The organism is Trinickia sp. (genome assembly GCF_036503415.1).
GTDB lineage: Bacteria > Pseudomonadota > Gammaproteobacteria > Burkholderiales > Burkholderiaceae > Trinickia.
The window spans coordinates 1-26,175 of sequence record NZ_DASXWY010000176.1 but is presented as its reverse complement, the minus strand read 5'-3'; the positions used below and the strand labels follow the sequence as shown (position 1 = coordinate 26,175).

Genomic DNA, 26,175 nt, shown 5'->3' with positions numbered 1-26,175 from the left:
CCTATCAGGTAATAGGCGGAGCCGCCGAGCGTGAGCAGCCTCACGCCGCCGGCCACGAGCGGAATGCCCAATACGAGCAGCACGATCGCCGTGATCCAGCGGCCGAGCCTGCACTCGCACGATGTCGAACGGACTTCGGTTTGCATAGCGCACCTCGCAGCGATGAACGCCTGTATCGCGCAATTCATGTGCCACATCGCGCGGTGCCAACGAGCGCGCTTAGTCCAGCGATTCGTGCAATTCCTCTTCGAGCGTATCGAGCAGCACGTATATGTCGGTCAACGTTTTTTTCAGTGCCTTGAGCGCCGAAGGTGACAATTTGCTGACAGCGACCTGTTCGAAGTGCTGAGCGATCGGCATCAGCTCCTCGACGAGCGCGCGGCCCGCATCGGTGAGCGTGATGGCCACCGTGCGCGCATTGTTTTCAAGCCGGCTGCGCGAGACGAGCTTCATCTTCTCCATGGTCCCGACCAGGCGCGAAAGCGTCGAGAGTTCGACAGTCGTCATGCCGGCCAAATCGTTGAGCCGCTGGCCAGGCGTCTCCCACAGCGCGGCCATGACCCGATACATCGGCAGCGTGACCCCGTACGACGCAATGCGGCGGGAAAACAGCTCCCCCATGCGCACGCCCACTCTGTTGAGCAGATAGGGAAAGGAATCCGTCAATTTGTACACGGTCGGCACCCTCGGTAGTGATTGACGAATTCTATCAAAGCAACAGTTCCATCTACATCAATTTCATTGCCAACAGTTGCAAATGCAAATATAGTGGTTTCCACACGGTGCAGTGCAGCCCGGAACTCAGCCTTGCCTGGGACAGGAGACATGATGGAAACCCTAACCGCTCCGCTGGAGCAGATCGGCCCTTCGTTTCGAGCGGCCATGCGCCGGATTGCGTCGACGGTCACGATCGTGACTGCATCTGACGGCGCTCGTCGTCACGGCATGACGATGACGGCGGTCAGCTCGCTGTCGATGGATCCGCCATCGATGATCGTGTGCGTGAATCAGTCCACGTTCCTGCATGACATCCTCATGTCGGGCCGCGAGTTTTGCGTCAATGTGCTCAAGCACGATCAGGCGGAACTCTCGGCGGCCTTCAGCGGCGCGAGCTCGCCCGATGAACGTTTCTTCGTGGGAAGCTGGCTTCGGCATGCGGCCGGTCTCGATTATCTCGAGAACGCGCAGGCCAACATCTTTTGCAAAAAGGTCGCGGCGGTGCCCTACGGCACGCACACGATCTTCATCGGCATGGCCGACGAAGTCGTCCTCCACGACGACGCCCGTCCGCTGATGTACCGCAACGCGGCCTATTGCTGAATCTCGCGTTGATCGCGCGCAACGTGTACCGCGCGTGTTTCTCACAGATTACCCATTTGAAATTCGAAGTCCGACCATCGGAGGAAACGTCATGTTTGCCGTAGAGAACGAGCCGGCAGCGGCTGCATCGCGCGAAGCCGAGGCAAGCGAGCCCTCGATCGCAACGCTGCGCGAGCGCATTGCGGCGTTGAGCGCCACGCTCAAATCGCTCGCACCCAGTGTGGAGCGCGATCGTCGCGTACCGATGACGAGCATCGAGGCGCTACGCGAGGCGCGCTACTTCGATATCGTCAAGCCGAAGGCGTTCGGCGGCCTCGAGCGGGACTTTTCAATGCTGGTCGACTTGAACGTCGACCTCGCCAAATGGTGTGCATCGACGGCTTGGGTGGCGGGCCTGCTCGCGGCGCACCAATGGCTCGTCGGGTCGTTTCCGTTGCAGGCGCAACGCGACGTCTGGGACGCGGATCCCGATGCGCTGATATGCGGCTCTTATGCGCCCGCATGTCAGGCGCAGCCGGCCGAGGGCGGCTATCGGATCAGTGGACGGTGGAGCTTCGCGAGCGGATGCGATTGCGCCCAGTGGTCCCTGTGCGCCGCCATGTTGCCCGCAAACGGAGAGCGCGACAAACCCGCGCCGGCCTTCTTGCTGGTCCCCGCATCGGACTATACGATCGACGATACCTGGCATGTCGTAGGGTTGGCGGGTACCGGAAGTAAGACCCTCGTGCTCGACGACGTATTCGTGCCCGCCCATCGCGTGCTGCTCTTCTCCGAGACGACGAGCGGACAGACGCCCGGCGCGGCGCTCTATTCCCATCACCCCGGCTTCTCGATTCCCATGCTGAGCACGATTCCTTCGTGCCTCGCATCCGTCGCGGTCGGGGCCGCGCAAGGGGCGCTCGAAGACTACCTGGAACGCACGGCCCGGCGCATCACGCGCGGCGCCGTGGCGGGTGCGCAGAATCGCATGGCCGAATTTGCGACGATCCAGTTGCGGGTGGCCGAGGCGACAGCCAGTGCCGAAGCCGCGCGACGGGGATTGCTGGCCGACCTGTGCGAGCGCGAAGCCACCGTCGCGCGCGGCGAGCGTGTTTCGGTCGAAGAGCGGATCCGCAGCCGCCTCGGGCAGGCGTTTGCCGTATCGCTCGCCATTCGCGCGACCGAGGCGCTGAATGCATCGACGGGCGGCCAGGGACTCGATCTCTCGCATCCGGTACAGCGCGCCTGGCGCGACGCGAATGCCGTGGGGCGGCATATCAGCATGAATTGGGACACGGTGGGCACCATGTACGGACAGATGGCGCTCGGCCTCGAACCCAAAGGGCAGTACTGATCGAATCAAAGGACAGCATGATGTCATTCAAAGCCACGAAAAAGATCGCGTTGGAGGAACACTTCGCGATCGAGGAGACGCTGCAGGATTCGGCAGGGTTCGTGCCGCCGTCGTATTGGGTCGAGCTCAGGCATCGATTGCTCGATATTCAAGAGCGGCGCATCGAGGAGATGGACCGCAACGGTATCGAAACGATGATCCTGTCGCTCAATGCGCCGGCCGTGCAGGCCGTCCCGGATCGACAGGCCGCCTACGACCTTTCGCGCCGGGCGAACGATTTTCTGGCGGAACAGATTGCAAAACGCCCCGACCGATTCAGGGGGTTTGCAGCGCTGCCGATGCAATCGCCCGAGCTCGCCTCGCGCGAGCTCGAACGTTGCGTCAAGGATTTCGGGTTCGTCGGCGCGCTCGTGAACGGCTTTTCCCAAGTGCAGGACAGCGATGCGGTGCTGTATTACGACCTGCCGCGGTTCCGCCCATTCTGGGCAACGGTGCAGTCGCTCGATGTGCCGTTCTATCTTCACCCGCGCAATCCGTTGCCGGCTCATGCATCGATCTACGAAGGCCATTCATGGCTGCTGGGCCCGACCTGGGCATTCGGTCAGGAGACGGCCGTCCATGCTTTGCGGCTCATGGGATCGGGCCTCTTCGACGACTACCCCGATCTCAAGATCATCCTCGGTCACTTGGGCGAAGGGCTGCCCTACAGCATGTGGCGTGTCGACAATCGCAACGCGTGGGTCAAGACAGCGCCTGCCTATCCGGCCAAAAAGCGCATTGCCGAGTATTTCCATGCCAACTTCTGGTTGACGACATCCGGAAACTTCCGCACGCAAACACTGGTGGATGCGATGTTGGAGATCGGTTGCGACCGCATCCTGTTCTCGGCGGACTGGCCGTTCGAAAACATCGACCATGCCGCGCAATGGTTCGATGCCGCTTCGATCAGCGACAACGACCGCATCAAGATCGGCAGGACCAATGCGGCGAGGTTGTTCAAGATCGAGACATAAAGGCGCTTACGGAACGGATTTCGTGCGCCGCGCGTTCCCTAAATCGAAAAAACAGCTCTACATGGAGTGAGACATCATGCAGGACACAACCATCGACGTACACGAGGAGTTGGCCAGTGCTCCCGTCGGCCGAATGCATGTGACGCTCGGCATCGTGCTGGCCCTGCTGACGTTGTTCGACGGCTACGACACCTTCAATCCGGCCTATGTAATTCATTATGTCCGCGGACCATGGGGGCTTTCGCTGCAACAGGCGGGCATGCTGGTTTCGAGCGGGCTTGTCGGGTTCCTCGTGGGCGCCGCGGTGCACGGCGTACTCGCCGATCGTTTCGGGCGTCGCATTACGCTGATCGTTGGACTCTGGACGACGACGGTCTTCTCCATTCTGACCGCGCTCTTCGCCGATTCGTTCGCGAACTTCTGCACGTTGCGCATTCTGACCGGGCTGGGCCTCGGCGTATTGCTGCCGCTTTCCACCACCTATATCAACGAGCTTGCGCCGCGTCGCGTCGCCAATACGTTCGCCCTGTGGGGCGTCGCGCTCGGCTGGGCGAGCGGCGGGGCGGCCGCGGGTATCGTCGGCGTGCTCGTGACGCCCCATACCGGTTGGCAAGGCCTCTATTGGGTCGGCTCGCTTTCGCTGCTGCTGATTCCGTTCGTGCATCGATACCTGCCCGAATCGCCGAAGTTCGCGCTGCTGCGCGGTGACGATGCCGAGGTGAAATCCATCCTCGCCAAACTCAGGCCGGAGCGTGCCGAGGCCTACAGCCGATATCCCGTCGGCCGGCCGGCGACCGATACGAGGACGTCGGTACTGGCGCTGCTGGACAAGCCTTATCGAAAGTTGTCGATTGCTATCTGGACGACGAGCTTTTTGAGTCTCTTTTGTATTTTCGGACTGTCCGGATGGATTCCGACACTGATGCAGGCGCGCGGCGAAAGCTTCGGTGCGAGTTTCGCATTCGGGGCGTCGATGCAAGTCACGTCGTTTGTCGGCGCACTGGTTTGCGGGCACCTCGTCGATCGCTTTCAGCATCCGCGCTATTGGCTGTGCGCGTGGTCGCTCGGCGGCGCGGCATCGGTGCTGGTGCTGATCCTTTTCCACTCGCACTGGGTCAACCTCGTTTGCAGCGCCATGGCGGGCTTCTGCATCATCGGCGGGCAGTTCGTGCTCAATAACTTCACGGCCGCATCCTACGAGACGCGCATGCGCGCAACGGCGGTCGGGATGGAACTGGCGGTCGGGCGGCTGGGGGCGATTCTGGGACCGTTCATCGGCGGCGCATTGCAACAGGTGTTCGGCGGCTCGGGCGCCATGCTGGCCGCGATCTGCATGGCGGCCGCCGGAGCGGCCGCGAGCGTACTGGCCGCGACGAAAACGACCGGGCTCGGTCCGAACGATGCCGGTGCAGCCGAGCCAACCACGGTCAATATCGCGCACGGATAGACGTATCGCGGCAGAGCCACGGGGTTCGACCAGAACTATTAATTAGGATTACTAACGGAGACGCAGTCATGAAGAAGATCTTGTCCGGCGGTGCCATTGCCGTTGCCGCCGTCGCGGCGCATGCCCAAAGCAGCGTAGTGCTTTACGGCATCGTCGATGTGGGGGTGAGCTACCAGAACAATGCCCAGACGGGCAAAACCGGCGGTCACTTGAACGGCGCGAGCCAGATTGCGATGACGGACGCGCACGCCACCGGCATGTCGGGAAGCCGTTGGGGTTTGCGGGGATCGGAAGACCTCGGCGGCGGATTGAATGCGTTGTTCGTCCTCGAAAACGGCTTCATGGTCAACAACGGCACGCTGGCGCAAGGCGGCGCGGAGTTCGGGCGCCAGGCCTACGTGGGGCTTTCATCGACGCGGTGGGGCACGGTCAGCGCCGGGCGCCAATACGATTCGGTCGTCGATTCGGTCCAGACGTTCTCGGCGCCTTACTTTGCCGGGTATATGTCGTCGCATGTCGGCGATATCGACAATCTCGCCAACACGAACCGCATCAACAATGCGATCAAGTACACGTCGCCATCGTTTCATGGCGTCAAAGCCACTGCGCTGTACAGCTTCGGCGGCGTCGCCGGCAGCCAGGGGCGCAACCAGATATGGTCGCTCGGCGTGCGCTACGACGGCGGCCCGATCTCGGCGGGCGCGGGTTATTTGAACGCGCGCAACCCGAACGTTTCCTTTTATGGCAATACGCCGAACAAAGGGTTGGCGAGCGCCGACAATCTCGGCTCGCCCGGTTCGGCGACAGCGCCGCAGGCATCGCCGGCCATTGCGGGCTACGCATCGGCCAGTACGCTGGAAATCATGGGCCTCGGCGCGGCCTATACGTTCGGTTCGACGACGGTCAATGCGGTCGCGACACAGACGCGTTTCGACGGTCTGGGCTCCGCGTCCGGACCGAACCCGTTCCATTACTCGGGCAATGCCGCCTTCACGAGTGTCGAAGTCGGCGTGCGCCATACGTTCGGGCCGGCGTTGATGTTGGGAACGGCCTTCGATTACACGCGGCGCAATTCTGTCGATGGCGACGGCGGTGCGAAGTATATGCAGCTCAATTTAGTCGCTGACTATTTGCTGTCGAAACGCACCGATGTCTATGGGTTGCTCGCGTTGCAACGCGCAACGGGACGCGATTCGCTGGCGCAGCCGGCCGTGGCCTCGATCAGCGGCTTTACCGCTTCGGCAACCCAGCGCCAAATGGGGTTGCGAGTCGGCATTCGTCATAAGTTTTGAAGGACTATATTGGTTGTCGGGCGAAACGCTCGAGACAACCGCGGAGGAGGCACCCATGCTCGATGTCGATGAAAACACGCTGACGGAAATCGTGGTGGCGCGTCATGCCGACGCGGACAATCCCCGCCTGAAGCAGATCATGACCAGCCTCGTGCGGCACCTTCACGGGTTCGCGCGAGAGGTCGGCTTGACCGAAGACGAATGGTTCGAGGGTATCCGGTTTCTGACCGAGGTCGGCAAGACGACTGACGACAAACGTCAGGAGTTCATCCTGCTCTCGGACACGCTCGGGCTGTCGATGCTCGTCACCGCGATGAACAATCGCAAGCCGCGGGGGTGTACCGAATCCACCGTCTTCGGACCGTTCTTCGTCGAGCATGCTCCCGAGTACCAGTGCGGCGAGGACATGGCAAATGGCGCGAAAGGCGAGCCCTGCTTCGTATCGGGTCGCGTGACCGCGCTTGACGGCACGCCCGTCGCAGGCGCGCTCATCGATGTCTGGCAGGCCGATTCCGACGGTTTTTACGACGTGCAGTACCGAGGCCAGGAGGCGGCGCATGCGCGAGGCAGGCTCAGGAGTTTGCCTGACGGCTCGTTTCATTTCCGATCTGTCAGGGCGGAGTCCTATCCCATCCCCTACGATGGCCCGGTCGGGCGCATGCTCGAAGCGCTCGGGCGCCATCCGTGGCGCCCCGCGCACCTGCATTTCATGATCGAAGCCCCGGGCTACGATCGTCTGATCACGCATGTGTTTCGATCGGGCGACCAATATCTCGACTCGGACGCCGTCTTTGGCGTGCGTCCTTCGCTGATTGCGGACTGGCAGCACCATGAGCCGGGCATTGCACCGGACGGCACCGCCATGGATGTGCCGTTCAGTACACTCGATTTCACGTTCGTGCTGAATCGGTCCGATGGCGAACAACGGTAAGGTCGTTCAAACGTAAGACTGAGTTTATCGAAGGACAAATGGATTCATTCGTTTATCAAGCCCAAGCCGCGCGGGTCATTTTCGGCGCCGGCACCGGGGCCAGGCTCGGCGAGGAAGCGCAGCGCCTCGGGCTCACGCGCGTGCTCGTGCTGTGTACGCCGGGTCGAACGGAACTTGCCGAGCGCGCCGCGCAATGGCTCGGCTCCCGGGCCGTCGGCGTGTTCGACGGCGCGACCATGCATACGCCCGTCGCGGTAACCGAGCGTGCGCTCGCTGCAGTGAAATCGCTTGGTGCGGACGGCGTCGTCTCCATTGGCGGTGGTTCGACGACCGGACTCGGAAAGGCGATCGCATTGCGCACCGACCTTCCGCAGATCGCGATGCCGACCACCTACGCGGGCTCGGAAATGACGCCGATTCTCGGCGAGACGCGCGACGGCGTGAAGACGACGCAGCGCACCGCCAAGGTGTTGCCGGAGGTGGTCATTTACGACGTCGAATTGACGCGTTCGTTGCCCGTGCCGTTGTCGGCGCTCTCGGCCTTCAATGCGATCGCGCATGCGGTCGAGGCGCTTTATGCGCCGGATACGAATCCGATCGTTTCGCTGATGGCGCAAGAAGGCGTACGTTCGATCGTCAAAGCGCTCGGTCGGATTGCCGCAACGCCGCACGATCTCGGCGTCAGAGCGGATCTGCTCTATGGCGCCTGGCTCTGTTCGTGCTGCCTCGGCGCAACGACCATGGGACTGCACCACAAGCTTTGTCATACGCTGGGCGGCCTGTTCGATCTGCCGCACGCCGAAACACACACGATCGTATTGCCCTATGTGCTCGAATTCAACGCGCCGACCGTCCCCGATGCCGTCGCGCGGCTGGGCCGGGCGATGGAAACGGACGATCCGGTCGGTGCGCTCATCGAACTCGAACGGAGTCTGCACCTCCCCATGGCACTGCGCGATGTGGGGATGCCGAACGATGGGATCGCACGCGCTGTTGCGCAGGCCACGGCCAATCCCTATGCGAACCCGCGTGAGGTGAATGCTGGGGCGTTGACTGAACTGCTCGAACGCGCGTGGAGGGGGGCGGGCGCACGCGCTCACTGAATGCGGGTCGCATCCGCGGGCTGTCTATGGTTAACTGCCGCATTCGACGAATTTTCCATGCGGCTTCCCAAGACAGAGGAACGACGATGTCCCGATTCTTCGCCAATCGCCCGCGCATCTTCATTGCCGTCCTTTGTGGCCTGGCGGCATATCTCATCGCGCCGTGGCCCTTGCGTCCGATACAGCGCGCATTGTTCGGATGGGACTGCGGCGTCTGGCTTTATCTGATTCTCATCTGGATCAGAATGGCCCAGGCCAGCCCGAAGGACGTCCAGCGCGTTGCGGAGCGCGAGGACGAGGGCGCCACGGCAGTCCTCATCGTCGTCACGGGGGCGGCGGTCGCGAGTCTGGCCGCCATTGTCGTCGAGCTGTCGGCCGCCAAGGGGATCGGTGCGCGGGCGGCGAGCGTCAATTACGTGCTGACAGCCGTCACGATGCTGGGTGCATGGCTGCTGATCCCCACCATGTTCACGCTGCAATATGCGCGTTACTACCATCGCTCGAAGGACAAGGCGTCGCTCACGTTTCCCGACAACGACACGGAGCACGATTACTGGGACTTTCTGTATTTCTCGTTCACGATAGCAGTCGCATCGCAGACTTCCGATGTGACCGTATGTTCGCGCGAGGCGAGGCGCACGGCGCTCGCGCAATCGATTCTCTCGTTCTTCTTCAACGCGGCCGTGCTCGGGCTCTCGGTGAATATTGCTGCGGGACTGCTCGGCTCGTGAGAGGATGGCGATCACGCCGTCGCGCTTATCCGGCGGGACGGCACCGGACTCCAGAATCACTATCGTGAAAGGGCGGAGGTGGACTATGTTGATCGGCGTTCCCAAGGAAATCAAGAGCCAGGAATCGCGCGTCGGATTGACGCCCGCAAGCGCGCGGGAACTGACGAGCCGCGGTCATCAGGTATGGGTCGAGGCCGGGGCGGGCTCCGTTATCGGGCTACCGGACGAAGACTATGTCGCTGCAGGCGCCACCCTATGCGGCACTGCAAAAGAAATCTTTTCGCAAGCCGACCTGATAGTCAAAGTCAAGGAGCCGCAGCCCGGGGAAATCGCGATGCTGCGGCCGGGGCAGATCCTATACACCTACCTCCATCTCGCGCCCGATCCTCGGCAGGCGGCCGGCCTCATCGAATCGGGCGCTGTCTGTATCGCGTACGAGACGATCACGGGCCCCGGCGGCGGCTTGCCACTGCTTGCGCCGATGAGCGAAGTGGCAGGGCGGATGTCGATCCAGGTGGCCGCCGCGCATCTCGAGATACCGCGTGGCGGGATGGGTCTGCTGCTGGCCGGCGTGCCGGGCGTGGCCGCGGCGCATGTCGTCATCCTCGGCGCCGGCGTGGTGGGGACCAACGCGCTGCAAATGGCGGTAGGCATGGGCGCGCGCGTGACGGTCATCGATCGCGACGTCGACCGGCTGCGCCATCTCGATCTCACCTTCGGCAATCGCATCACGACGCTGCATTCGAGCGCCCATGCGATCGAAGCATCGGTGGCGGCGGCGGATGCCGTCATCGGCGCCGTGCTGATTCCCGGCGCGGCCGCACCGCGCCTCGTCACGCGCGAGATGATTTCGAAGATGCGCAAAGGTGCCGTGGTAGTGGATGTGGCCATCGATCAGGGCGGGTGTTTCGAAACCTCGCACGCGACGACGCATGCGCAGCCGACCTATGTGGTCGATGGCGTGGTGCACTACTGCGTTGCCAATATGCCGGGTGCCGTTGCGCGAACCTCGACATTCGCGCTGAACAACGCCACGATCGCGCACGCCATCGCATTGGCGGACAAAGGATGGAAGCGGGCGCTGGCGGACAATCCGCATCTGCGCGCCGGACTCAATGTCTGCCAGGGCCATGTCACGCACAAGGCGGTCGCCAAGGCGCTGGGCCTGCCGTTTCGGCCCGCGGAGGAATTCGCCTCGTAGGTCGGCCCCGCGCGAGCCCGCGGTTGCCCGGGGGTCATTCGGGCTGGCCGCGCTCGCGCAGCAGGTCTGCCAAGCTGCGCGCCGCGGGCTTGAGCGGCACGCGATGGTGTGTCCATCCCAGTTGCTGCTTCGGCGTCAGCGCACGCAATCTCGTGGCGGCCCAGCGGAACAGGCGATAGGCGCGCGGGTCCGAGAAGGCGCCGCTCCAGAACCGCCATACGATATGTTCGCGACGGCTGTAGCGTGCCCCTTGTCCGCGCAGCGGATGCGCGACGGCTTCGTCCGGTGCGCGGTTCGCTTCGGTGCGTAGCCTGATCAGCAGCTTGGGAATCGGAATGCGCACCGGGCAGACATCGCCGCACGCGCCGCATAGAGTGGATGCGGTCGGCAAATCGGCCGTGGCATCGAGTCCGAGCAGATGCGGCGAGATGATTTTGCCGATGGGGCCCGGATAGGTCGTTCCGTATGCATGGCCGCCAATGCGCGTATAGACCGGACAATGATTCATGCAGGCGCCGCAGCGAATGCATTGCAGCGTGGCGCGCAGCGACTCGTCCGCATAGGCTTGAGTGCGCCCGTTGTCGAGCAGCACGAGGTGCATTTCGCCCGGACCGTCGAGCTCGCCTTCCCGGCGCGGGCTCGAAATCAGATTGAAGTACGTTGTGATCGGCTGGCCGGTGGCCGAGCGCGTCAAGAGACTCGAAAGCGGCACGATGTGCTCGAGCTTCGCCACGACTTTCTCGATTCCCATGATGGCGATGTGTATCGCCGGCACGCTGGTCGACAAGCGGCCATTGCCTTCGTTTTCGACGAGCCAGAGCGTGCCCGTATCGGCCGCCGCGAAATTGACGCCTGAAATGCCGATATCGGCCTCGGCGAAGGCGCGACGCAATGCGCGCCGGCCTGTCTGAATGAGTTCGTCGACATCCTCGGTGTAGGACGTGTCGGGAATATGCGCTTCGAAAAGCTTGCCGATCTGGCCACGCGTCTTGTGTATCGCCGGCATGACGATGTGCGACGGTTTTTCGCCAGCGATCTGGACGATGTATTCGCCCATGTCCGATTCGAGGCACTCGATGCCGCGCGCGCCGAGGTAATGGTTCAGTTCCATCTCCTCGCTTGCCATCGATTTGCCCTTGATGACCTTGCGTGCGCCGCTGGCTGCCGCGATGCGGTGAATGATGCGATTGGCTTCGTCCGCGGTCTCGGCCCAATGCACATGAACCCCGGCTGCGCCCAGGCGTGTTTCGAGCTCGACGAGCAACTCGGGCAGGCGCGCCAGCGCATGCTGCCGCACGGATTCGCCAAGGTCGCGCAATGCTTCGAGCTCGTCCGGGTCGGGAAACTGCACGCTGCGTCTGGCTTGAAGAAAATCCATCGCGCCGCGAAAGCTCTTGCGCAACGCGTCGTCGTCCAGCGCCGCACGGGCGCGTGCCTTGAAATCGGCCGGCGCAACGAAATGCAAGGGCGTGCTGCTCATCGGGCGGCTCCTTCGGTTTCGGCCGCGTCGGTCACGATCACGACCCACAGCCAGCGCGGACCATGCGCGCCGTACGCCAGGGTTTGCTGGATATCGGATGTCTTGGAAGGCCCCGAAATCAGCACGAGATTGGTCGGCATGCCGGCGCTCCAGCGTTCCGTTTTTGCAGCCGAGTGCAGATCCGCGTGCAATGAACCGGCACGCACGAGCGCGATATGCAACGGCGGGACGAGCGACATGGTGCGCGGCGAGCCTCGATCGGGCTCGAGTATCAGCGTTCCTGTCGCGGCGATGCCCGATCGTGCGACCGTGAACCCCGCGTCGATCGTGTCGAAGAGCTCGCGCTTCCATGCTTCTATTTCGGCATTGAACGCTACGGTCTCGATGGACGCGGGCAGCGTTTTCGTCAGCGCGGCGCCTTCCGGGGTTTCGGGATCGATCAGCAAACGGCGCACGCCCGTCTCCGCGAGCCGATCGGCGAGTCGCGCCGGCCATGAAGCAGAGCCTGCGCAGATGACTTCCGCATGAGCCGCGATCAACGCATCGCGCATCGCGGTCACGCGTTCGGACACCGACATCGACCTCGACCTCGACATCGACGCATGGCGCGCCGCATAGTGCATATCGATTGCGCGATCGATGGCGTTGACGCTGGTGCGCGCTTCGCCGCGCGCCGTGCGCAGCTTGCCGAGGATTCGATCGCGTGCGCTGAGCGTGCTCATGCCGATGCCTTTTCTTTCGGTGGTGTCGCTTGCGTGGAATGTCCCGTTGGTTGCGAACCGCCATTCTTGCCGCAAGAAGTGGACGCCTGACCGCCCGTGCGGCGCCACAGGAAACTCGCGAGGTGCTCGACGGCAAGCGGTGCGTGCTCGTGTGCCGCGGCGTGCCCGATGTTGAGCAGACATCCGCAATCGGCCGAAACCAGGGTATCGCAGCCCGTCGCACAGGCCGACGCGACCTTGTCGCGCACCATCGCACCGGAGATATCGGGTTGCTTCAGCGAGAACGTTCCGCCGAATCCGCAGCACTCGGATTCGCGCTCATGCTCGATTCGCGCGACGCCCGGCAACGTGTCGACGAGCGCGACGCCGTGCGCTCGCGTACCCATTTCACGGCGCGCCGCGCACGATGTATGAAGCACGATGCGCTCGGGGTTCGTGGCACCGCTCGCCGGTGTGGCAGCGTAATCGACCTTCAATACATGCAGCAGGAACTCGCCGAGCTCGTAGATTCGCGAGGCGACATCGCTCGCCCGGCGATGCGTTGCCGGATCGTCGGAAAAAAGATCGGGCCAATGATGGCGCATCATGCCCGCGCACGAGCCGGACGGTACGACGACGGGCCACGGCTGATCGAAGAGACACAGCTGTGCGCGTGCGACGGTACGGGCTTGTTCGGGGTTGCCGCTGCTATAGGCGGGTTGTCCGCAGCAGCTTTGGCCGCGCGGAAAATGCACTGTCACGCCCTCCCGTTCGAGCAGCCGGACGGCGTCGAGGCCCGCGTGCGGAACGAACAGGTCGACGAGGCAGGTCGCGAACAGATAAACGTGGCGCGGCCGATCGCTGGGATAGTGTCTTTCCTGCATTGCTGCTCTCCATGGGGTCCCTGCTTCTGTCGTGAGCGGGCGTGACGGCGGTGGGTGCATAATTCCCGCATTTGCGCGCCGGCTCAAATTGGTTGGACCACCCGTGGGAGCCGGACCGTCGGTGACGAGGCGGACAACGATATGACGACGAACGATCAAGGCCGCGTGGTGGCGGTCATGCGCAGGCTGGAGACGTCGATGCTCGACGGAACGTGGGCCGCGGGCTCGCGTTTGCCGGCCGAGCGGACGCTGGCGGCCGAGTATGGTGTCGCGCGCAACACGATTCGCGAGGCAATCCAGCGGCTTGCCGCGCGCGGATTGCTCGTCAGCCGTCGTGGCGCTGGCGTATTCGTGACCGACAGGCTGCGCACGGGGATTGCATCGTCTCCGTGGGGGCAACTGGTTGCCGATCACCCTGTATTGCGCGATGACATTCTGGAGTTCCGACGCGTACTGGAAGGCGCGACTGCGTACTTCGCGGCCTTGCGTGGGACAGCCGACGACCGCAAGCGCATTGGAGCAATTCTTCGGGAGCTGGAGAAGGCCCGCGCAAGCAACGATATGACCGCGGAGGCCGATGCCGATACGCGTCTTCATGCCGCGATTGCGGCGGCCTCGCACAATGCCATGTTTTTGCATCTGCACGCGAGCGTGATCGGCCTGCTACGCGAACACATCACAGTCAGCGGCACGGGACTCCGGCAAGAGGACGAAGAGGCGTCACAGCTTTTACTGATGCAGCACCGGACGCTGTGCGAAGCGATTTGCGCGCGCCAGCCCGAGCAAGCGCGCACGGCCATGCAGACGCATATCGACTTCGTCCGAGGCAGGTTGGGGCGGGACGTATGGCAGGAGCCCGCGTTCGAAAATAAACGGACGCGGGCCCCGAAGCGGTTGCCGGAAGTCGCCGGCTGACCGCGGCACGCTATCGGCCAGGACTGAGAACGGCAGGATCCTTCAGCGCGGCGTCGATCTTGGCGATGTAGCTTGCTCCGCTCGGGTTGTTCGGGTTGTCATTGCCCGACACATAATACGAGAGGCCTTGCTCCAGGCCACCGTGGTCCGCTATGCGCTGGGCGAGATTGGAAGCGGCCATGCGCAACTGAATCGTAGGGCTGTCCTTGTACTGATCGAAGGTCACCACCTGGCTGCCGACGCGTGCATTGCCAGGGCCGCCATTCGCCCACTCGCGGCCATCGAGATATTTGCGCGAGATTTGCCCCAGACCGACCGAGGTGTTGTTGTCGGCCGCTCGGTCGAGGTCGCCCTCCTGATGCAGCGCTTTCTGATAGCCCTGGCTGAATGCGCCGGATTCCACTTGCAGCTGTGCGCGAAATACGTTGGGGTCCAGACCGTACTCCTTGGCCGTCTCGTCGACTGCCCGGCCGAAATCAGCCTGATTCTTGATCTGAGCATCCTTTTGCTTTTCGTCGCCGCGCAGCACGGGCATGAACTTGGGATGAACCGTCGCCTGAGCTTGTGCGACGCTGGTGGTATCGGGGATGAGGCCGGTGCTCGGCGTGCCGGATGCAGGTTTGCTGGACGGAAGCGATCCGCTCGAGCTCGAGTTTTGCGCAGCCTTTCGCGTACCTTGGCTCGCTTGAAGACCTGCTGTTGCCGTATCGTTGGTCGACGTAGGGTTGTGCGGGCCGCCCGCCTGGTTGGGATGCGAATGCCGGTGATGCGCCCCGCGATGCCCTTCGTCGCCGCCTGCTTGGGTAGGTGACATCTGCCTGAGCATGCTCTGCAGTTGCGCTTCCACCGTGGCCAGAAGAGCCTCCGTTTTCTGCAGCGAGCTGGGATTGACCGGGCCTTCATGACTGAACGACGCTGGCCCTGTACCCTCGACGCGACCATTGATAACCGACATGATGAGTCCTCTCCCGCCTATTGATGGGTTGCGCACGCCGTATCGCTTTCGGGGCGTGACGCCGGTGAATCCATGCTAAGAGGCTTGAGCCGCAATCTCCGGCGTAAGGTGCGAATTCGCGATGCCGCCGGCGAAGTCGATCCGCGAGGGGACCAGCACGCCGGGATTGCGAGCGGATACGGCGTAGCCGGCGGGCCAGTATCGGTTCAGTTCGGCCAGCACGGCATGCTTCACCGCATTGTCGCCATGCTGCCCGACGATATAAGTGGTGCGTCGATCCAGATTGCCGGCGGCGGCGTGATAGTGCAGCAGGGCAACGGCGAGCGTGGACGCGATCCCGCGCGGCCGATCGGATCTCGGCGGATTGGCGTAGACATGATCCTCGTGGAAGTCGAGCGCATTGGCGGCCGCGTCGTACCCGGCCTGCGGTGTAAAGACGCCGTCCGCGATGGCGTCGTCGATGAGCCGATGAGCGTGCTCGGCGCGGCCGGCGCCCGCATACGCCGAAATGACGGCGCTGTAAGTCGTCGCGTTGGGCTGCGTTGGCGCGCCGTTCGCGGCCAGGTGCCGCGCGTTCGCCAGTAGCGCATGCGCTTGCTCGGGACGGCCGCCTTTCGCGCAGGCCACGATCGCCGCGTTGTATGCCACGATGTCCGGCCGGATCGACGGGTCGCGCGCGGCGATATCGTTCAGTTCGGCCAGCAAGGCCGTTGCACGATCCACGAGGCCCGCTTTGCCGCAAGCGGCAATAGCCGCGCTGTAGGTGACGACATTCGGATTCATGGAAGAATCATGCCGCCCGAGCGCCTTGAGTTCGTCGAACAGCGCGAGCGCATCGTCGGCGCGCCCCGCCTTCGCACAGGCTGCAATGGCGGCGCTATAGGTGACCACCGAAGGGCGCATCGATGGATCGCGCTGGGCGCGCACCTTGAGTTCGTCGAGCAGCGCGAGCGCATCGTCGGCGCGGCCCGCCTTCTCGCATGCGGAAATCGCCGCACTGTAACTGACGACATTCGGCTGGATCGGCAGGCGCTTCAATTCTGCAAGCAACGTCAACGCTTCATCGGCCAGGCCGGCGTTTTCGCAGGCGGAGATGGCGGCGTTGTAGCTCGTCACCGTCGGCCGCATCGACGAATCGCGCTCGCCCAGACGTTTGAGCTTGTCGAGCAGCGCGAGCGCTTGCCGCGGCCGGCCGCCGTTTCCGCACGCGGAGATGGCCGAGTTGTAGGTAATGGGATCGACACGTATCGACGGATTCGCGCGTGCAAAGCGCTCGAGTTCGTCGAGGAGCCGAAGCGCGTCATCCGCGCGCCCCGCATTGCCGCATGCGCAGATCGCGGAGTTGTAAGTGATCGCATTGAGCCGGACAGGCTCGCCGCGCGCCGCACGGGTCTTCACTTCGTCCAGCAAAGCCAGCGCTTCGTCTGCCCGTCCTGCGTTGGCGCATGCGGAGATCGCCGCGTTGAAGACGATTTCGTTGGGGCGCATCGCCGGGTCTCTTTCACCGAGGCGTTCCAGTTCGTGCAACAGCGCCAGTGCTTCGCGCGCGCGGCCCGCTTTCGCACAAGCGGAAATCGCGGCACCGTAGCTGACGATGCTCGGGCGTAGCGCCGGATTGGCTTCGGCGCGTTGCTTCAACTCATTGAGCAGGGCGAGCGCCTTGTCGGGCTGCCCCGCGTTGCCGCAAGCCGAAATCGCCGCGTTATAGGTGAACAGATCCATCCGCATGGACGGATCGTGCTTGCCGAGCTCGTCGAGCTCGGCGATCAGCGCGAGGGCTTCGTCGGAGCGCCCCGCCTTGCCGCAGGCCGATATGACCGCGTTATAGGTGATGAGGCTCGGACGGATGCCCGCATCCTTGACGGCCGTGAAAAGGCGCATCGTCGTGGCGAAGCTGCCGCCGCGCTTGAGTAGCGATGCCGTGACCTTTTGCACCTCGAGCGCCGAGCGCTTGCCGCTGCGGTAGGCGTCGATGATGGCTTTGTTCGAGCGCGTATCGGCGCCGTCGAATCTCGCGTCATCTGTGTCGCGTCCGCGCGCGTCGATCGAAGCTGGCGCCGATTGAGGCGAAGCGAGCGACGCGCGCGCGCGAATATCGAGCTGCGACCGGTTCGATTGGGAGCGGGCAGGCGCATCCGTATCGGCGGATCGGGCATTGTTTCGCAACCGGAGCGTGCCGCGCGATGCGGCGCCCTCGGCCGCACGGGGCTCGATATCGCCGGCCGGGCTCGGCGTTCGCGCGAGGACGAGCGTGCCGTTCGCGCCGCGGCGGACCTGCGCGGTCGATGCGGCGGCACTTGACGTGCCGGCTGAGGGCACGTTGGCCCGCATCCTCTGCCCGCCTTCCACGCCCCGATTCGGCGCCGCCTGTCCATCTTTGAGTACGGTGAGCAGCCCATCCGTCCGTGTCAGACGGCTCGTGGACGATTCTCGGTGCGGTTCGTTCCGCGATGCGGAGTCGGGTGGCGAATTGCCGGTCTGGCTGACCGGTGCGCCGGCAATTCTCGAAAGACTCATTGACTCGTTCCGCGGATGCTAAGCCACAATCGGGCCGGGAGGGTGGACACGCGAGAGCGTCGCGCTTTCGCAATTGCGCAAGCGCGATTTCGGCGGGTTTCCCCGACCCAGGTCTCCGAGACTACCGGCCGGCGCTCGGCGAGAAGACGGGGCCGGCGAAAAAGCGGTGCTACGAGCGAAACCGCGCCGGGGGCCGCGCAGATGCGGCCTCGTTCGGTGCCCTCAGCGATCTTCCTTAAGGAGCTGCCAGAGCGGGCGCGATCCTTCGCCATGCCGCCGGGAGCCGGCAGAGGACAGCGATTCGACGTCGGCCCCGCCGAAGCGGCTCGATCGGCCGCTGTCGCTAAATCGGCCGCTGTCGCTAAATCGGCGCGACAGGCTCGGCGTGCGGTCGATTCGTCGCGACGACATCCCCGAGGCGACAGAGTATGGATCGCTTGGCGCCACACTCGGCGCGGGGCGAAATTGAGATGGCGGAAGCGGCGCGACCATATCATCGCCCTCGCGCAGATAAGCGCTGTATTCGCTGTCCAGCGAGGACGGTGCGGAAGGCAACGAACTCGGCGGCGCGAGTCTGCCGCCGCGCCGCGCGGCGCGCACGGCGGAGAGATCCGAAGGCGTCAGGCTGCTGACATAGCTGGGTACGATGCTTCCGGCGGCGCTGCTCGAGTCGCGACGCCGGTTGCGCAGCAGCGTCAGGCTGTCGACATGACTGAACACGCGGCTCCCGGCCACACTTCCTTGAGTACTGCTTGCGTCGCTCGATCCTTCGTACGAGGTGAGCCGGCGCGACGACGCCGACGAATAGCCCAGACGCCCGTTGCCGAGCGCTTCGACGACACTGCCGCGCTCCGACAAGTGAAAGCTGCGCTCGCTGGGCGTGCCCGCTTGCGACAAGACCTCAGCGATCTCCGAGCGCGGCTCGCTGCCGGCGACGGAGCGACGACCTGTGGCGTGGGGATCGATATCGATCCATCCGCTGCTGCTGCTCTGACGTTCGCTCGAGGCAGCCGAGAGACGACTTGCGTTGGAACCTCGCCCGCCCACGCTGAAATTCATGTCGATCCAATCGCTGCCGCTGCTATGGGCCGAGCCGCTCGCTGACAGCGACGGCGTCAACGAACGTGAGGTAGCCGATTCATAGACGCTCTCCGCGACGCTGCCATATTCGCTTGCGGACACCGAATGCGTCGGGCTGGCAACGCTGCTGCCTACCTCCGAACCAGCGGCAGGGGTTTGTTCGCCGCCCACCGCGGACACAAAGGATCCGCCCGCTGTGGACAGACGCGAAGCGAGGCGACCTAACGAAGCGTTGCTCGGGAGATTGCGCTGCGAGCCTGACGTCGACGATTGCCTATCGTCGTGCTCGGGCACGGTATAAGCCGAGTGAAAGCTGGAAGTGCTGCTGATGCTGCTTGGCATGATAAGTGGCCTTTCGTGTTGAAGAGAGAGGGGCTCTGTGACGCTGCGCTCAATCGATTTTGAATATGGACATCATCTGCTCGAACAGATCGATGCCGCTTGTCGGCGCGGCTTCGGAATCGGTGTGCAGCGGACTGGACCAGGCGTAGCTGCTGTAATCCCGTGCCTCCGGGTCCGCGCCGATCCCACCGTATGCCCACGGCGCGTTGCCGTAGGGTGTCGCATCCGGATCGGACTCGGTCTCCTCTTGCACCGGCGGTGTCGATGCAACCCAGGGCGGCATGCCCGCCGCTGCAGGGGCCGTTTCGCTAGTGGAAGTCGATGCCGCCCAGGCCGGCGGCCCCGAGGGTTCGCGCGTCTGCTCGTCGGCCTCGAGCCGGGGGCGAACGGCCTCGGCCCAAGGCGGTGGGCTGCGCAACGGCTGTTCCAAGTGGGCCCACGACGTGGACGTGGCGTTCGCGGGCATCTGCGGCTGCGCCGCTGTCGATGTCGATGGCATCGACGGCCCCGGTGCATGAAGCGACGAAAGGACCGCTGCGGCATTCGGCGCCGCGTTGGGTTGCGGCGGCCGAGAGAACTGCATCAGCAGATTCGCGAGCGCGTGGACATCGAGGTTCGGCGGCAGGGCCGCAGGGGTATCGAAGTTGAATTGCGGAGGCGGCGCGGCCGGAAGGGCGAACCCCGATAGACCGAGATGAGGCCACGCACCCCAGGTGGCCGCATAGGGCGCTTGAGCGGGTGCCGGTGGCGGGGGCAGCGGGGCGCCGTAGCGATCGGCATACTCGTGCGCGCGCTCGTCGAGCCAACCATCGACGGGCTTGGTCCATGCCGGTTGCGGTCCCAGCGCGTCGGCCCCTGGCAGTTCCGGTTGGCCGACACGTTCGAGCCCGATCACCTGTCCCGGTTGACCGTGTTCGCGTATGTACTCGTCCGCGGAATAGACCGATCCGAGGTCCGGCGCATACTGGCCGACGGCTGGCGGTCGCTCGCTCGCGCGGACAGGACGATCGCTGGCCAGGATCCCGCGCCCGGGCTTCAGGCGTCCGCTTTGGACGAGCGCTGGGCGGATCTTGGTGTTTTGCGTGTGGACGACGATCTTCCCTGTTTTATTTCTGAGCGTGTGATCTTCAAATACGCTGGCGTATTCGAATCCCCCGAATTTCGTCGGCAATGTCGAGAGGTCGCGGTTGTGCTCGAGATGCAGCGTCATCGAGTAGGCTGGATTGGCAAACGTGATGGGGAGTCCCGTGAGCTTGTTATAAGACAGATTGAGGCTCCGGAGCCCGTGAAAGAGCTCGCTCCAGCCATTCGGCAGTTGCCATATCTGATTGTTCTTGAGGTTGAGCTCTTTCAGGTTCGGCAGATTTTTCATCGACGCCGGGACCTCGGAAAGGAGGTTGCCTTGCGCGGAAAGCGTGCGCAGATTGATGAGCCCTTCGATCGTGTCAGGCAACCGCTCCAACCTGTTTCGATCAATGTTCAAATAGGTGAGCTTGGTCAGTTGGCCGATCTCCGGCGGAAGGGATGGCAACTTATTGTCTTGCAGCTCGAGGCTGTGAAGCGAATGCATCTCGCCGACTTCTTTCGTCAACCGCCGCAAGTCGTTGTTCTGCGCGTCGAGCGCCTTCGTTTTGTTGAGCAAGCCAATCTGCGTCGGCAATCGCCTCAAGCCAAGACCCGATACGTCGATCTTGGCGGCCCGTTGTTCCGCCGCTGCGACGAGACGATTCACCGCCTCGGTGCGCCTTTCGGTGGGGTACCCGTAGTTGGCAGCCCAACCATCGAGGCCTTCCTTGAACGCGGTACGTTGGCGCTCGCTGAGTCCTTCGAGCGGCCCGCCTCGGTTGAGGCGTCGCGGCGAACCGGCTTCGTTCTGCTGCCTTCCGATCGCGGCTACGCCGCGATCGTTCTTTCGAGACGTTGGCGGTGTGCAATTGACCGCATGTGCGCCGCCACAATTAAGTAGTCCTAATTTTTTCATGAGAAATCGCCGCAAGTGGCAAGCCGTCGCATTCGATGGCCTACGAGTCGTTTTCGCCGTACTTAGAATCCGTAGGAACCGCGCCAGGCCGCCGTTGAGGCAGACTGCTGGCTCGCCAGATATTCCTTCCAGAGCGGTTGTTCCTTAATGAACGCCGAGAGCTTGCGACGTCCGTTTTCGTCTTCCGCCCGATGCACTTCCCGAATGATGTCGAGCTTGACGGACTCGGTACGTTCCGGCGAAACGATATGAGCGAACATGCTTTTGAAATGCGGGTTTTCATCCATGTTCTTGCGCAGAGGCTCGAGCCCGAGAATTTGCAGCTCGCGCGAGACGATGGTCTGATAGACGAGCGCGATCTGTAGCGGATCATCGGCCAGATGAGATTGGCTCGGATCGTTCAGCTTTTTTTGCTTATTGATGTTGGCAACTGTTTCCGCCAAGTTGCAAATGACATGTTGCCTGAACAACATGATGCCGACGCGCCATACGTTGATGCCGACGGTTTCCCCGGGAATGCCCATGGCACCGCGCAATTTCGCCTGTTCCAAGCGCTGCTTCAGATGGTCGCCTTGCAGGTAAAGACGCTCGCGATAGTGCTTGGCGAGCCCGTCGAGCGTGTTGTGCTGAACCTGCTCGAACCCGAGCATATCCAGTTCGTGCTGATGCGCCTGATTGATTGCCGGGTCCGAAAAATCGAACCACGAATCGTTGGAGCCCGCCACGTTGAACGGCGCGGAGTGCACGTGCGGCGTCGTCGCCGGGCGCTGCATCAGCGAGGCCGCGATTTGCAGCGCCTGGGCATAGGCTGCGGCTTGCGGGTCCTGTGGCGTGTGCTGAAATCCGCTCGCCGGAAGGCCCGTACTCATCGGCATAGTTGGGAACGTCTGGGTCTGTGCCGGCGCCGGCGCCGGTTGCGGTTGCGGTTGCGGTTGGGGTTGAGGGATTTGCGTGGACGGGGGCACGACCGTTCCCGGCGGTGTAGCCGAAGAAGACCCGCTGGGCCGCCACGCTGAGCCCATTTGCATCGGTATGAACGGCTGAGGAGTCGCCGGCGGAGGCGTTTGAACGTTTACTGCGGCACTCGCACTGGATGCGTCATTGGGCATTTGCACTGGCGGCGCTGTTCGTTTGCGCACGAATGCGAATGATGGCGCGTCGCTCTCTGAAGAGGACTCGCTGTAGACCTTATATGCTGGTGCCTCGTTTTGCTGCGTTGGCGGTTGCTGCGTCTGTGCCTGTGGTTGTGGTTGTGGCTGCGGCTGTGGTTGTGGTTGTTGCTGGGCGTGGTGGGCCATATCGTGGCCTGCCGTTTGCCGCACAAACTGGTCGAACGCGGCGCCGCCCGTCGGACCCGATGTCGTCTGTGCCGCAAACAGTTCGGGCATTACGTGCGCCATCTGCGCGATCGGGCGTTGCGCGAGCTCGTCGACGGGAGGCGGGTCGGCTTGCACGAACGCGGGCGACTCTTTGTGGTAGAGCGGCTCGTAGACCGGCACAGGCGGGGGCGGCGCGCCCGGTGCGTCTGTCAAGCGCCCATCCGTTACCAGCGTCTCCGGCAGCGGCGTGTTCGCTATACGGATTTTCAGACTGTTCGAAAGAACTTTCGAAACGAGCGTATTCGTTCCTTGTCGCGTGATCTGGAAGCGGCGTCTCGACGCATATTCGAAAGGACCGAAAGTGTTCGGCAATGTGCTCAGGGGATTGCCCTCTACGCCGAATTCCTGCAGATGCGGCAGGTTTCCGATCGATTCCGGAATGGCGCGATCCTCTACGCTGTCCGGATGATCCGCGCTCGGCTCCAGATCTGTCAGCCGGTTCCGATCGGCCTTCAGCGTGCGCAATTTGAGGAGCGATCCGACTGTGTCCGGCACCACCTCGAAGTGATTGCGGGAAATGTCGAGTTCGCGCAGCGATGCGCACTGAGCGATCTGAAGCGGGAGGTCGGTCAACATGTTTCCGCTGAGTTTCAATTGCTTGAGCTTGCTAAGTTTGCCGATCGTGGACGTCACGGCACGGAGCGCGTTGTCTCCCAGGTTCAACGATTCGAGCTTCGTCAGCGCGCCGATGGTCGCGGGGACCTCGGCGATCGCGTTATGCGATGCATCCAACGAGCGCAGATTCTGCATTTGCGAGATCTGAGTCGATAGGAAGGACAGTTCGTTGCCCGACACGTCCAGCCTTTGCACTTCGCTGAAGCTCAATACGACTGGCGGAATGGCCGGCAGACTGTTGCCGGACAAAGAAATGCTTTTTGCGGTGCTTGCTCGCGTCATGAGCGATTCGGGCAGGGACGTGAGCGCGAGATGATCGAGCTTGACATCCTGGCCGGGTTTCGCGTCGGCCAATCTGTCGGCTGCCGTCTGGCGGCGCTCGTTTCCGCGCCTTCTCGAGTTGATCCAATTGAGCGCTTCCAAATACTGTGGATCGTCTCGGCGGGTCTGCTCGGCCGTCCGATTGGTTTCGCTTCGCCTCGACAAACTGATCGGGACCGAAACGCCCGATACCTTTTTGCAATACATTGGGTGACCTCCTCAAAGCTTGGTCGATGATTCGTTATCAGGTCCCGGCAATTCATCGCGTGAACGCCGGATGCAGGCATCCGACCCGCCATGCCATAGGCATGCGGGTGTTGCGGATAAGCCGGGTGGCGCGAGCGTCAAGCCGAGGAACTGGGCTCGACGCTCACGTCCTGTCGATCAGCTCATCGCCTCGGGTTCAGCGAATTGAAGAACCGTTTCAGCGGAGGTTGTTGGCCATAGATGGACGGGCCGCGTCGAGAGGGCGCAACGGATGGCTGGTACGAGGGTGCGACGGAGGCGGTGCTGCTATCGGCGAACCTGACAGTGCGAAGGCGCGAAGGGGGCGGAGGCGGGCGGCGCGTGGGCGGAGGCGCCTCCGTTACGGCCGTTGACGGTGTGATATCGGATACGCTCAACTCGACATCGGGTTGCCACGTCATGGAGGCGCTGTTCGCCGGGACAGAAGACCAGTCAATGTCGCGCGCTCGGTTCAGGCGCTCCACGAGTTCCGCGCGCTCAACGCTACTGCTGCGGCTTCCGGCCTCGGACAGATTGTCCGAAATCGAGTGCAGGGAACTGACGCTGCTTCCGGACCTCGACGGCTTGTCCGAAATCGTGTGCAGGGAACTGACGCTGCTTCCGGACTTCGATGGATTGTCAGAAATCGTATGCAGGGAACTGACGCTGCTTCCGGCTTCCGACAGCTTGTCGGAGATCGAATGCAGCGTACTCGTGCCGCTCCCGGTAGGTGCGAGAGGGAACCCGCGGAAGCGTCCTCCGTCCATCGCGGTGGCAATGGCAGCGCGTTCGGAGTCGTTCAAGCTGCTGGCTATCGAGCCGCGATCGCTAAAGCGCGTCGGCAGATGCCCCTGCGACGAATGTCGGCTGCCGGCTTCAGACAGTGCCACGCTGACATCGGAGCGCGAGCGTCGCGATTTTTGGCTCGACGATCCCGAGTGCGAAGATAGCGGCAGGTGCGACGACGCTATGGAGCTCGCAGTAGATGGCGGCAGGTGCGACGACGCTATGGAGCTTATGGAGCTCGCGGTAGATCGGTTGTCGAACGATCGGTTATCGGCCGAAGCGAACGATCCCGCACTCGAAGTGCTGGGCGTACGCACGCTGCCGGCCCATTGCGAGTATTCGTTCTGGTCGTAATAGGGATTGCCGGCATAGTCCGAATAGTCCAGCGGTCCGCCAGAGGCGACCGAACCGAACTCGCTCAACGTATTCTGGCGTACCGCGAGCGAGCCGAATTGCCCGTTGGACGAGCGTGTGCGCCTCTGCGATCCGGAATTGGATCGGTTCGAAGAGGCGTCGTTGGCTTGGGAGTAATAAGTGGAGTGCGAACCTGATGAACCGCCGATGTTATTAACCATATTGTTGCCTTATCGCGTTTTCAGTGCTTGCTGGGAGAGGATGCGGATACATGATTTTTCTTGCAAAAAGGTTTTAACTCGTCGATCGAAGCAGAGCCTTCGGCGAGTCGGCTATTCTCGGTAAGCGGGGTTCGCGGAGCTCCGACTCGCGACGAAATTGCGGGGATGCCGGCGAAACGAAACGAGTTGTTCGCTGCTGTCGCCGGATTCTCTCCGTGCGTGGCGTAATTGCGAACCGGGCGACTGAATAATCTCCGATTCACCCCGCTGAGCGAACCGACATTCGAGCGTCGATTCCCTCGAATCGCCGTCGTTTGCCATCGAATCAGCGTCGGTTTTTTGTCACGAGAGGAACACTATGAGAAGAGTCGGTGGCTCATCCAATTCAAACCCTTATCACTCCCAAGCAAATGACTCCCGGACCGATCGATCCGACGTTTCGTCTCAACGACGCATGCGCTCGTCGGACAGCCGATTCGATGCATTTCGGTCGCGCCATGCCGCGAACAGCGAACTTGGCTCGGTGGCGTCCGAGTACGCTGAATCGAGCAACCGTTCTACGCGACCCGGCGCATCGACGGATACGAGCGGCCACACGTCCGTGTCCGGGCGCGATACCGAATCGATGAGAAACCCGGTTCGGTCGACCGCCTTGACCGGCCGTCTCTCTGAAGCGGGCAGCAATGTGTCCGAAGCGGGCGGTAGTCGATCGCGATATAGCAGGCCTTCATCGAGCAGTACGCGCTCGGGCGCGACGGGGGCGCCCAGCCAATTCCGTCCTGCGCTGCCAAGCGTCGTGGAAGCGCTATCCGAGGCGGGCAGCACGCGCAGTACGCAGAATGCAGAACTTGCGTCGGTGCTCGAGCGGCTCTCGATGCTCCCGGAGGACGAAAGGGAACGCGATCCCGCTTTTTCAGAGCTCGTATCGGTAGTTGGCAGCATGCTGTCCGCCAGGGAGCAAACGCCGAGCATCCGGCGAGGTGGAGGTACTCGCGCGTCGACGACCGGCTCGCGCCAATCGACGATCGCGACGACGCCCGCCTCGGTC

21 protein-coding genes are annotated in these 26,175 nt (G+C 63.0%); 11 read left to right on the top strand and 10 right to left on the bottom strand.

Annotated elements, in window-relative coordinates; genetic code table 11:
* Nucleotides 1-219: 219 nt before the first annotated feature.
* On the bottom strand, nucleotides 220-675 hold the full coding sequence (locus VGL01_RS21755) for a MarR family winged helix-turn-helix transcriptional regulator (protein ID WP_331573050.1): 456 nt from the start codon (nucleotides 673-675) through the stop codon (nucleotides 220-222).
* Nucleotides 676-825: 150 nt separating this feature from the next.
* Here VGL01_RS21755 and VGL01_RS21750 point away from each other — a divergent pair, with 150 nt between their 5' ends.
* The 9 genes from VGL01_RS21750 (at nucleotide 826) to ald (ending at nucleotide 10,371) form a co-directional block, all read left to right on the top strand.
* A complete protein-coding gene (locus VGL01_RS21750) occupies nucleotides 826-1,320 on the top strand; it encodes a flavin reductase family protein (RefSeq protein ID WP_331573048.1) in 495 nt (164 codons plus the stop codon).
* A gap of 91 nt (nucleotides 1,321-1,411) precedes the next feature.
* On the top strand, nucleotides 1,412-2,653 hold the full coding sequence (locus tag VGL01_RS21745; RefSeq protein WP_331573046.1) for a flavin-dependent monooxygenase: 1,242 nt from the start codon (nucleotides 1,412-1,414) through the stop codon (nucleotides 2,651-2,653).
* Between the two features lie 20 nt (nucleotides 2,654-2,673).
* Complete coding sequence (locus VGL01_RS21740) at nucleotides 2,674-3,666, top strand: amidohydrolase family protein (RefSeq protein WP_331573052.1); 993 nt, start codon at nucleotides 2,674-2,676, stop codon at nucleotides 3,664-3,666.
* Between the two features lie 76 nt (nucleotides 3,667-3,742).
* Nucleotides 3,743-5,113 carry an MFS transporter gene (locus tag VGL01_RS21735; RefSeq protein WP_331573044.1) on the top strand — a complete coding sequence of 457 codons (1,371 nt, stop codon included), beginning with the start codon at nucleotides 3,743-3,745 and terminating at the stop codon, nucleotides 5,111-5,113.
* 68 nt (nucleotides 5,114-5,181) lie between these two features.
* Nucleotides 5,182-6,405 carry a porin gene (locus tag VGL01_RS21730; RefSeq protein WP_331573042.1) on the top strand — a complete coding sequence of 408 codons (1,224 nt, stop codon included), beginning with the start codon at nucleotides 5,182-5,184 and terminating at the stop codon, nucleotides 6,403-6,405.
* Nucleotides 6,406-6,460: 55 nt separating this feature from the next.
* Nucleotides 6,461-7,336, top strand: coding sequence for an intradiol ring-cleavage dioxygenase (locus VGL01_RS21725; RefSeq protein WP_331573040.1), 876 nt, complete (start codon nucleotides 6,461-6,463; stop codon nucleotides 7,334-7,336).
* A 38-nt stretch (nucleotides 7,337-7,374) separates the two neighbouring features.
* Complete coding sequence (locus tag VGL01_RS21720; protein ID WP_331573038.1) at nucleotides 7,375-8,439, top strand: maleylacetate reductase; 1,065 nt, start codon at nucleotides 7,375-7,377, stop codon at nucleotides 8,437-8,439.
* An 86-nt stretch (nucleotides 8,440-8,525) separates the two neighbouring features.
* The gene (locus VGL01_RS21715) at nucleotides 8,526-9,170 is read left to right on the top strand and encodes a DUF1345 domain-containing protein (protein ID WP_331573036.1); all 645 of its coding nucleotides are present in this window, start codon (nucleotides 8,526-8,528) and stop codon (nucleotides 9,168-9,170) included.
* 85 nt (nucleotides 9,171-9,255) lie between these two features.
* Nucleotides 9,256-10,371, top strand: coding sequence for an alanine dehydrogenase (gene ald / locus VGL01_RS21710; protein ID WP_331573035.1), 1,116 nt, complete (start codon nucleotides 9,256-9,258; stop codon nucleotides 10,369-10,371).
* Nucleotides 10,372-10,405: 34 nt separating this feature from the next.
* On the opposite strand, the gene VGL01_RS21705 is transcribed toward ald, so the two are convergent.
* The 3 genes from VGL01_RS21705 to VGL01_RS21695 are packed head-to-tail and all read right to left on the bottom strand — an operon-like array spanning nucleotide 10,406 to nucleotide 13,436.
* Nucleotides 10,406-11,851 carry a LutB/LldF family L-lactate oxidation iron-sulfur protein gene (locus VGL01_RS21705; protein ID WP_331573033.1) on the bottom strand — a complete coding sequence of 482 codons (1,446 nt, stop codon included), beginning with the start codon at nucleotides 11,849-11,851 and terminating at the stop codon, nucleotides 10,406-10,408.
* Nucleotides 11,848-12,573 (bottom strand): lactate utilization protein C, encoded by a 726-nt coding sequence (locus tag VGL01_RS21700; protein ID WP_331573031.1) that lies wholly within the window; start codon nucleotides 12,571-12,573, stop codon nucleotides 11,848-11,850. Before VGL01_RS21700 ends, VGL01_RS21705 begins: the two co-directional genes overlap by 4 nt.
* Nucleotides 12,570-13,436: a (Fe-S)-binding protein gene (locus VGL01_RS21695; protein ID WP_331573029.1), complete on the bottom strand. Its 867-nt coding sequence runs from the start codon at nucleotides 13,434-13,436 to the stop codon at nucleotides 12,570-12,572. Before VGL01_RS21695 ends, VGL01_RS21700 begins: the two co-directional genes overlap by 4 nt.
* A gap of 141 nt (nucleotides 13,437-13,577) precedes the next feature.
* On the opposite strand from VGL01_RS21695, the gene VGL01_RS21690 reads away from it, so the two are divergent.
* A complete protein-coding gene (locus tag VGL01_RS21690) occupies nucleotides 13,578-14,351 on the top strand; it encodes a FadR/GntR family transcriptional regulator (RefSeq protein ID WP_331573027.1) in 774 nt (257 codons plus the stop codon).
* Nucleotides 14,352-14,361: 10 nt separating this feature from the next.
* Here the strand turns inward: VGL01_RS21690 and VGL01_RS21685 are convergent, their stop codons facing one another.
* The 5 genes from VGL01_RS21685 to VGL01_RS21665 all read right to left on the bottom strand — a co-directional run bounded on the left by VGL01_RS21685 (nucleotide 14,362) and on the right by VGL01_RS21665 (nucleotide 23,748).
* The gene (locus VGL01_RS21685) at nucleotides 14,362-15,306 is read right to left on the bottom strand and encodes an FmdB family transcriptional regulator (RefSeq protein ID WP_331573025.1); all 945 of its coding nucleotides are present in this window, start codon (nucleotides 15,304-15,306) and stop codon (nucleotides 14,362-14,364) included.
* A 75-nt stretch (nucleotides 15,307-15,381) separates the two neighbouring features.
* A complete protein-coding gene (locus tag VGL01_RS21680) occupies nucleotides 15,382-17,823 on the bottom strand; it encodes a hypothetical protein (RefSeq protein WP_331573023.1) in 2,442 nt (813 codons plus the stop codon).
* A 222-nt stretch (nucleotides 17,824-18,045) separates the two neighbouring features.
* A complete protein-coding gene (locus VGL01_RS21675) occupies nucleotides 18,046-19,005 on the bottom strand; it encodes a hypothetical protein (protein ID WP_331573021.1) in 960 nt (319 codons plus the stop codon).
* 289 nt (nucleotides 19,006-19,294) lie between these two features.
* A complete protein-coding gene (locus VGL01_RS21670; RefSeq protein WP_331573019.1) occupies nucleotides 19,295-21,226 on the bottom strand; it encodes a leucine-rich repeat domain-containing protein in 1,932 nt (643 codons plus the stop codon).
* Between the two features lie 62 nt (nucleotides 21,227-21,288).
* On the bottom strand, nucleotides 21,289-23,748 hold the full coding sequence (locus VGL01_RS21665) for a leucine-rich repeat domain-containing protein (protein WP_331573017.1): 2,460 nt from the start codon (nucleotides 23,746-23,748) through the stop codon (nucleotides 21,289-21,291).
* A gap of 438 nt (nucleotides 23,749-24,186) precedes the next feature.
* On the opposite strand from VGL01_RS21665, the gene VGL01_RS21660 reads away from it, so the two are divergent.
* Nucleotides 24,187-24,906 (top strand): hypothetical protein, encoded by a 720-nt coding sequence (locus VGL01_RS21660; protein WP_331573014.1) that lies wholly within the window; start codon nucleotides 24,187-24,189, stop codon nucleotides 24,904-24,906.
* A gap of 665 nt (nucleotides 24,907-25,571) precedes the next feature.
* Here VGL01_RS21660 and VGL01_RS21655 read toward each other — a convergent pair.
* A partial coding sequence (locus VGL01_RS21655) for a hypothetical protein (protein ID WP_331573012.1) occupies nucleotides 25,572-26,175 on the bottom strand: 604 nt, incomplete at its 5' end.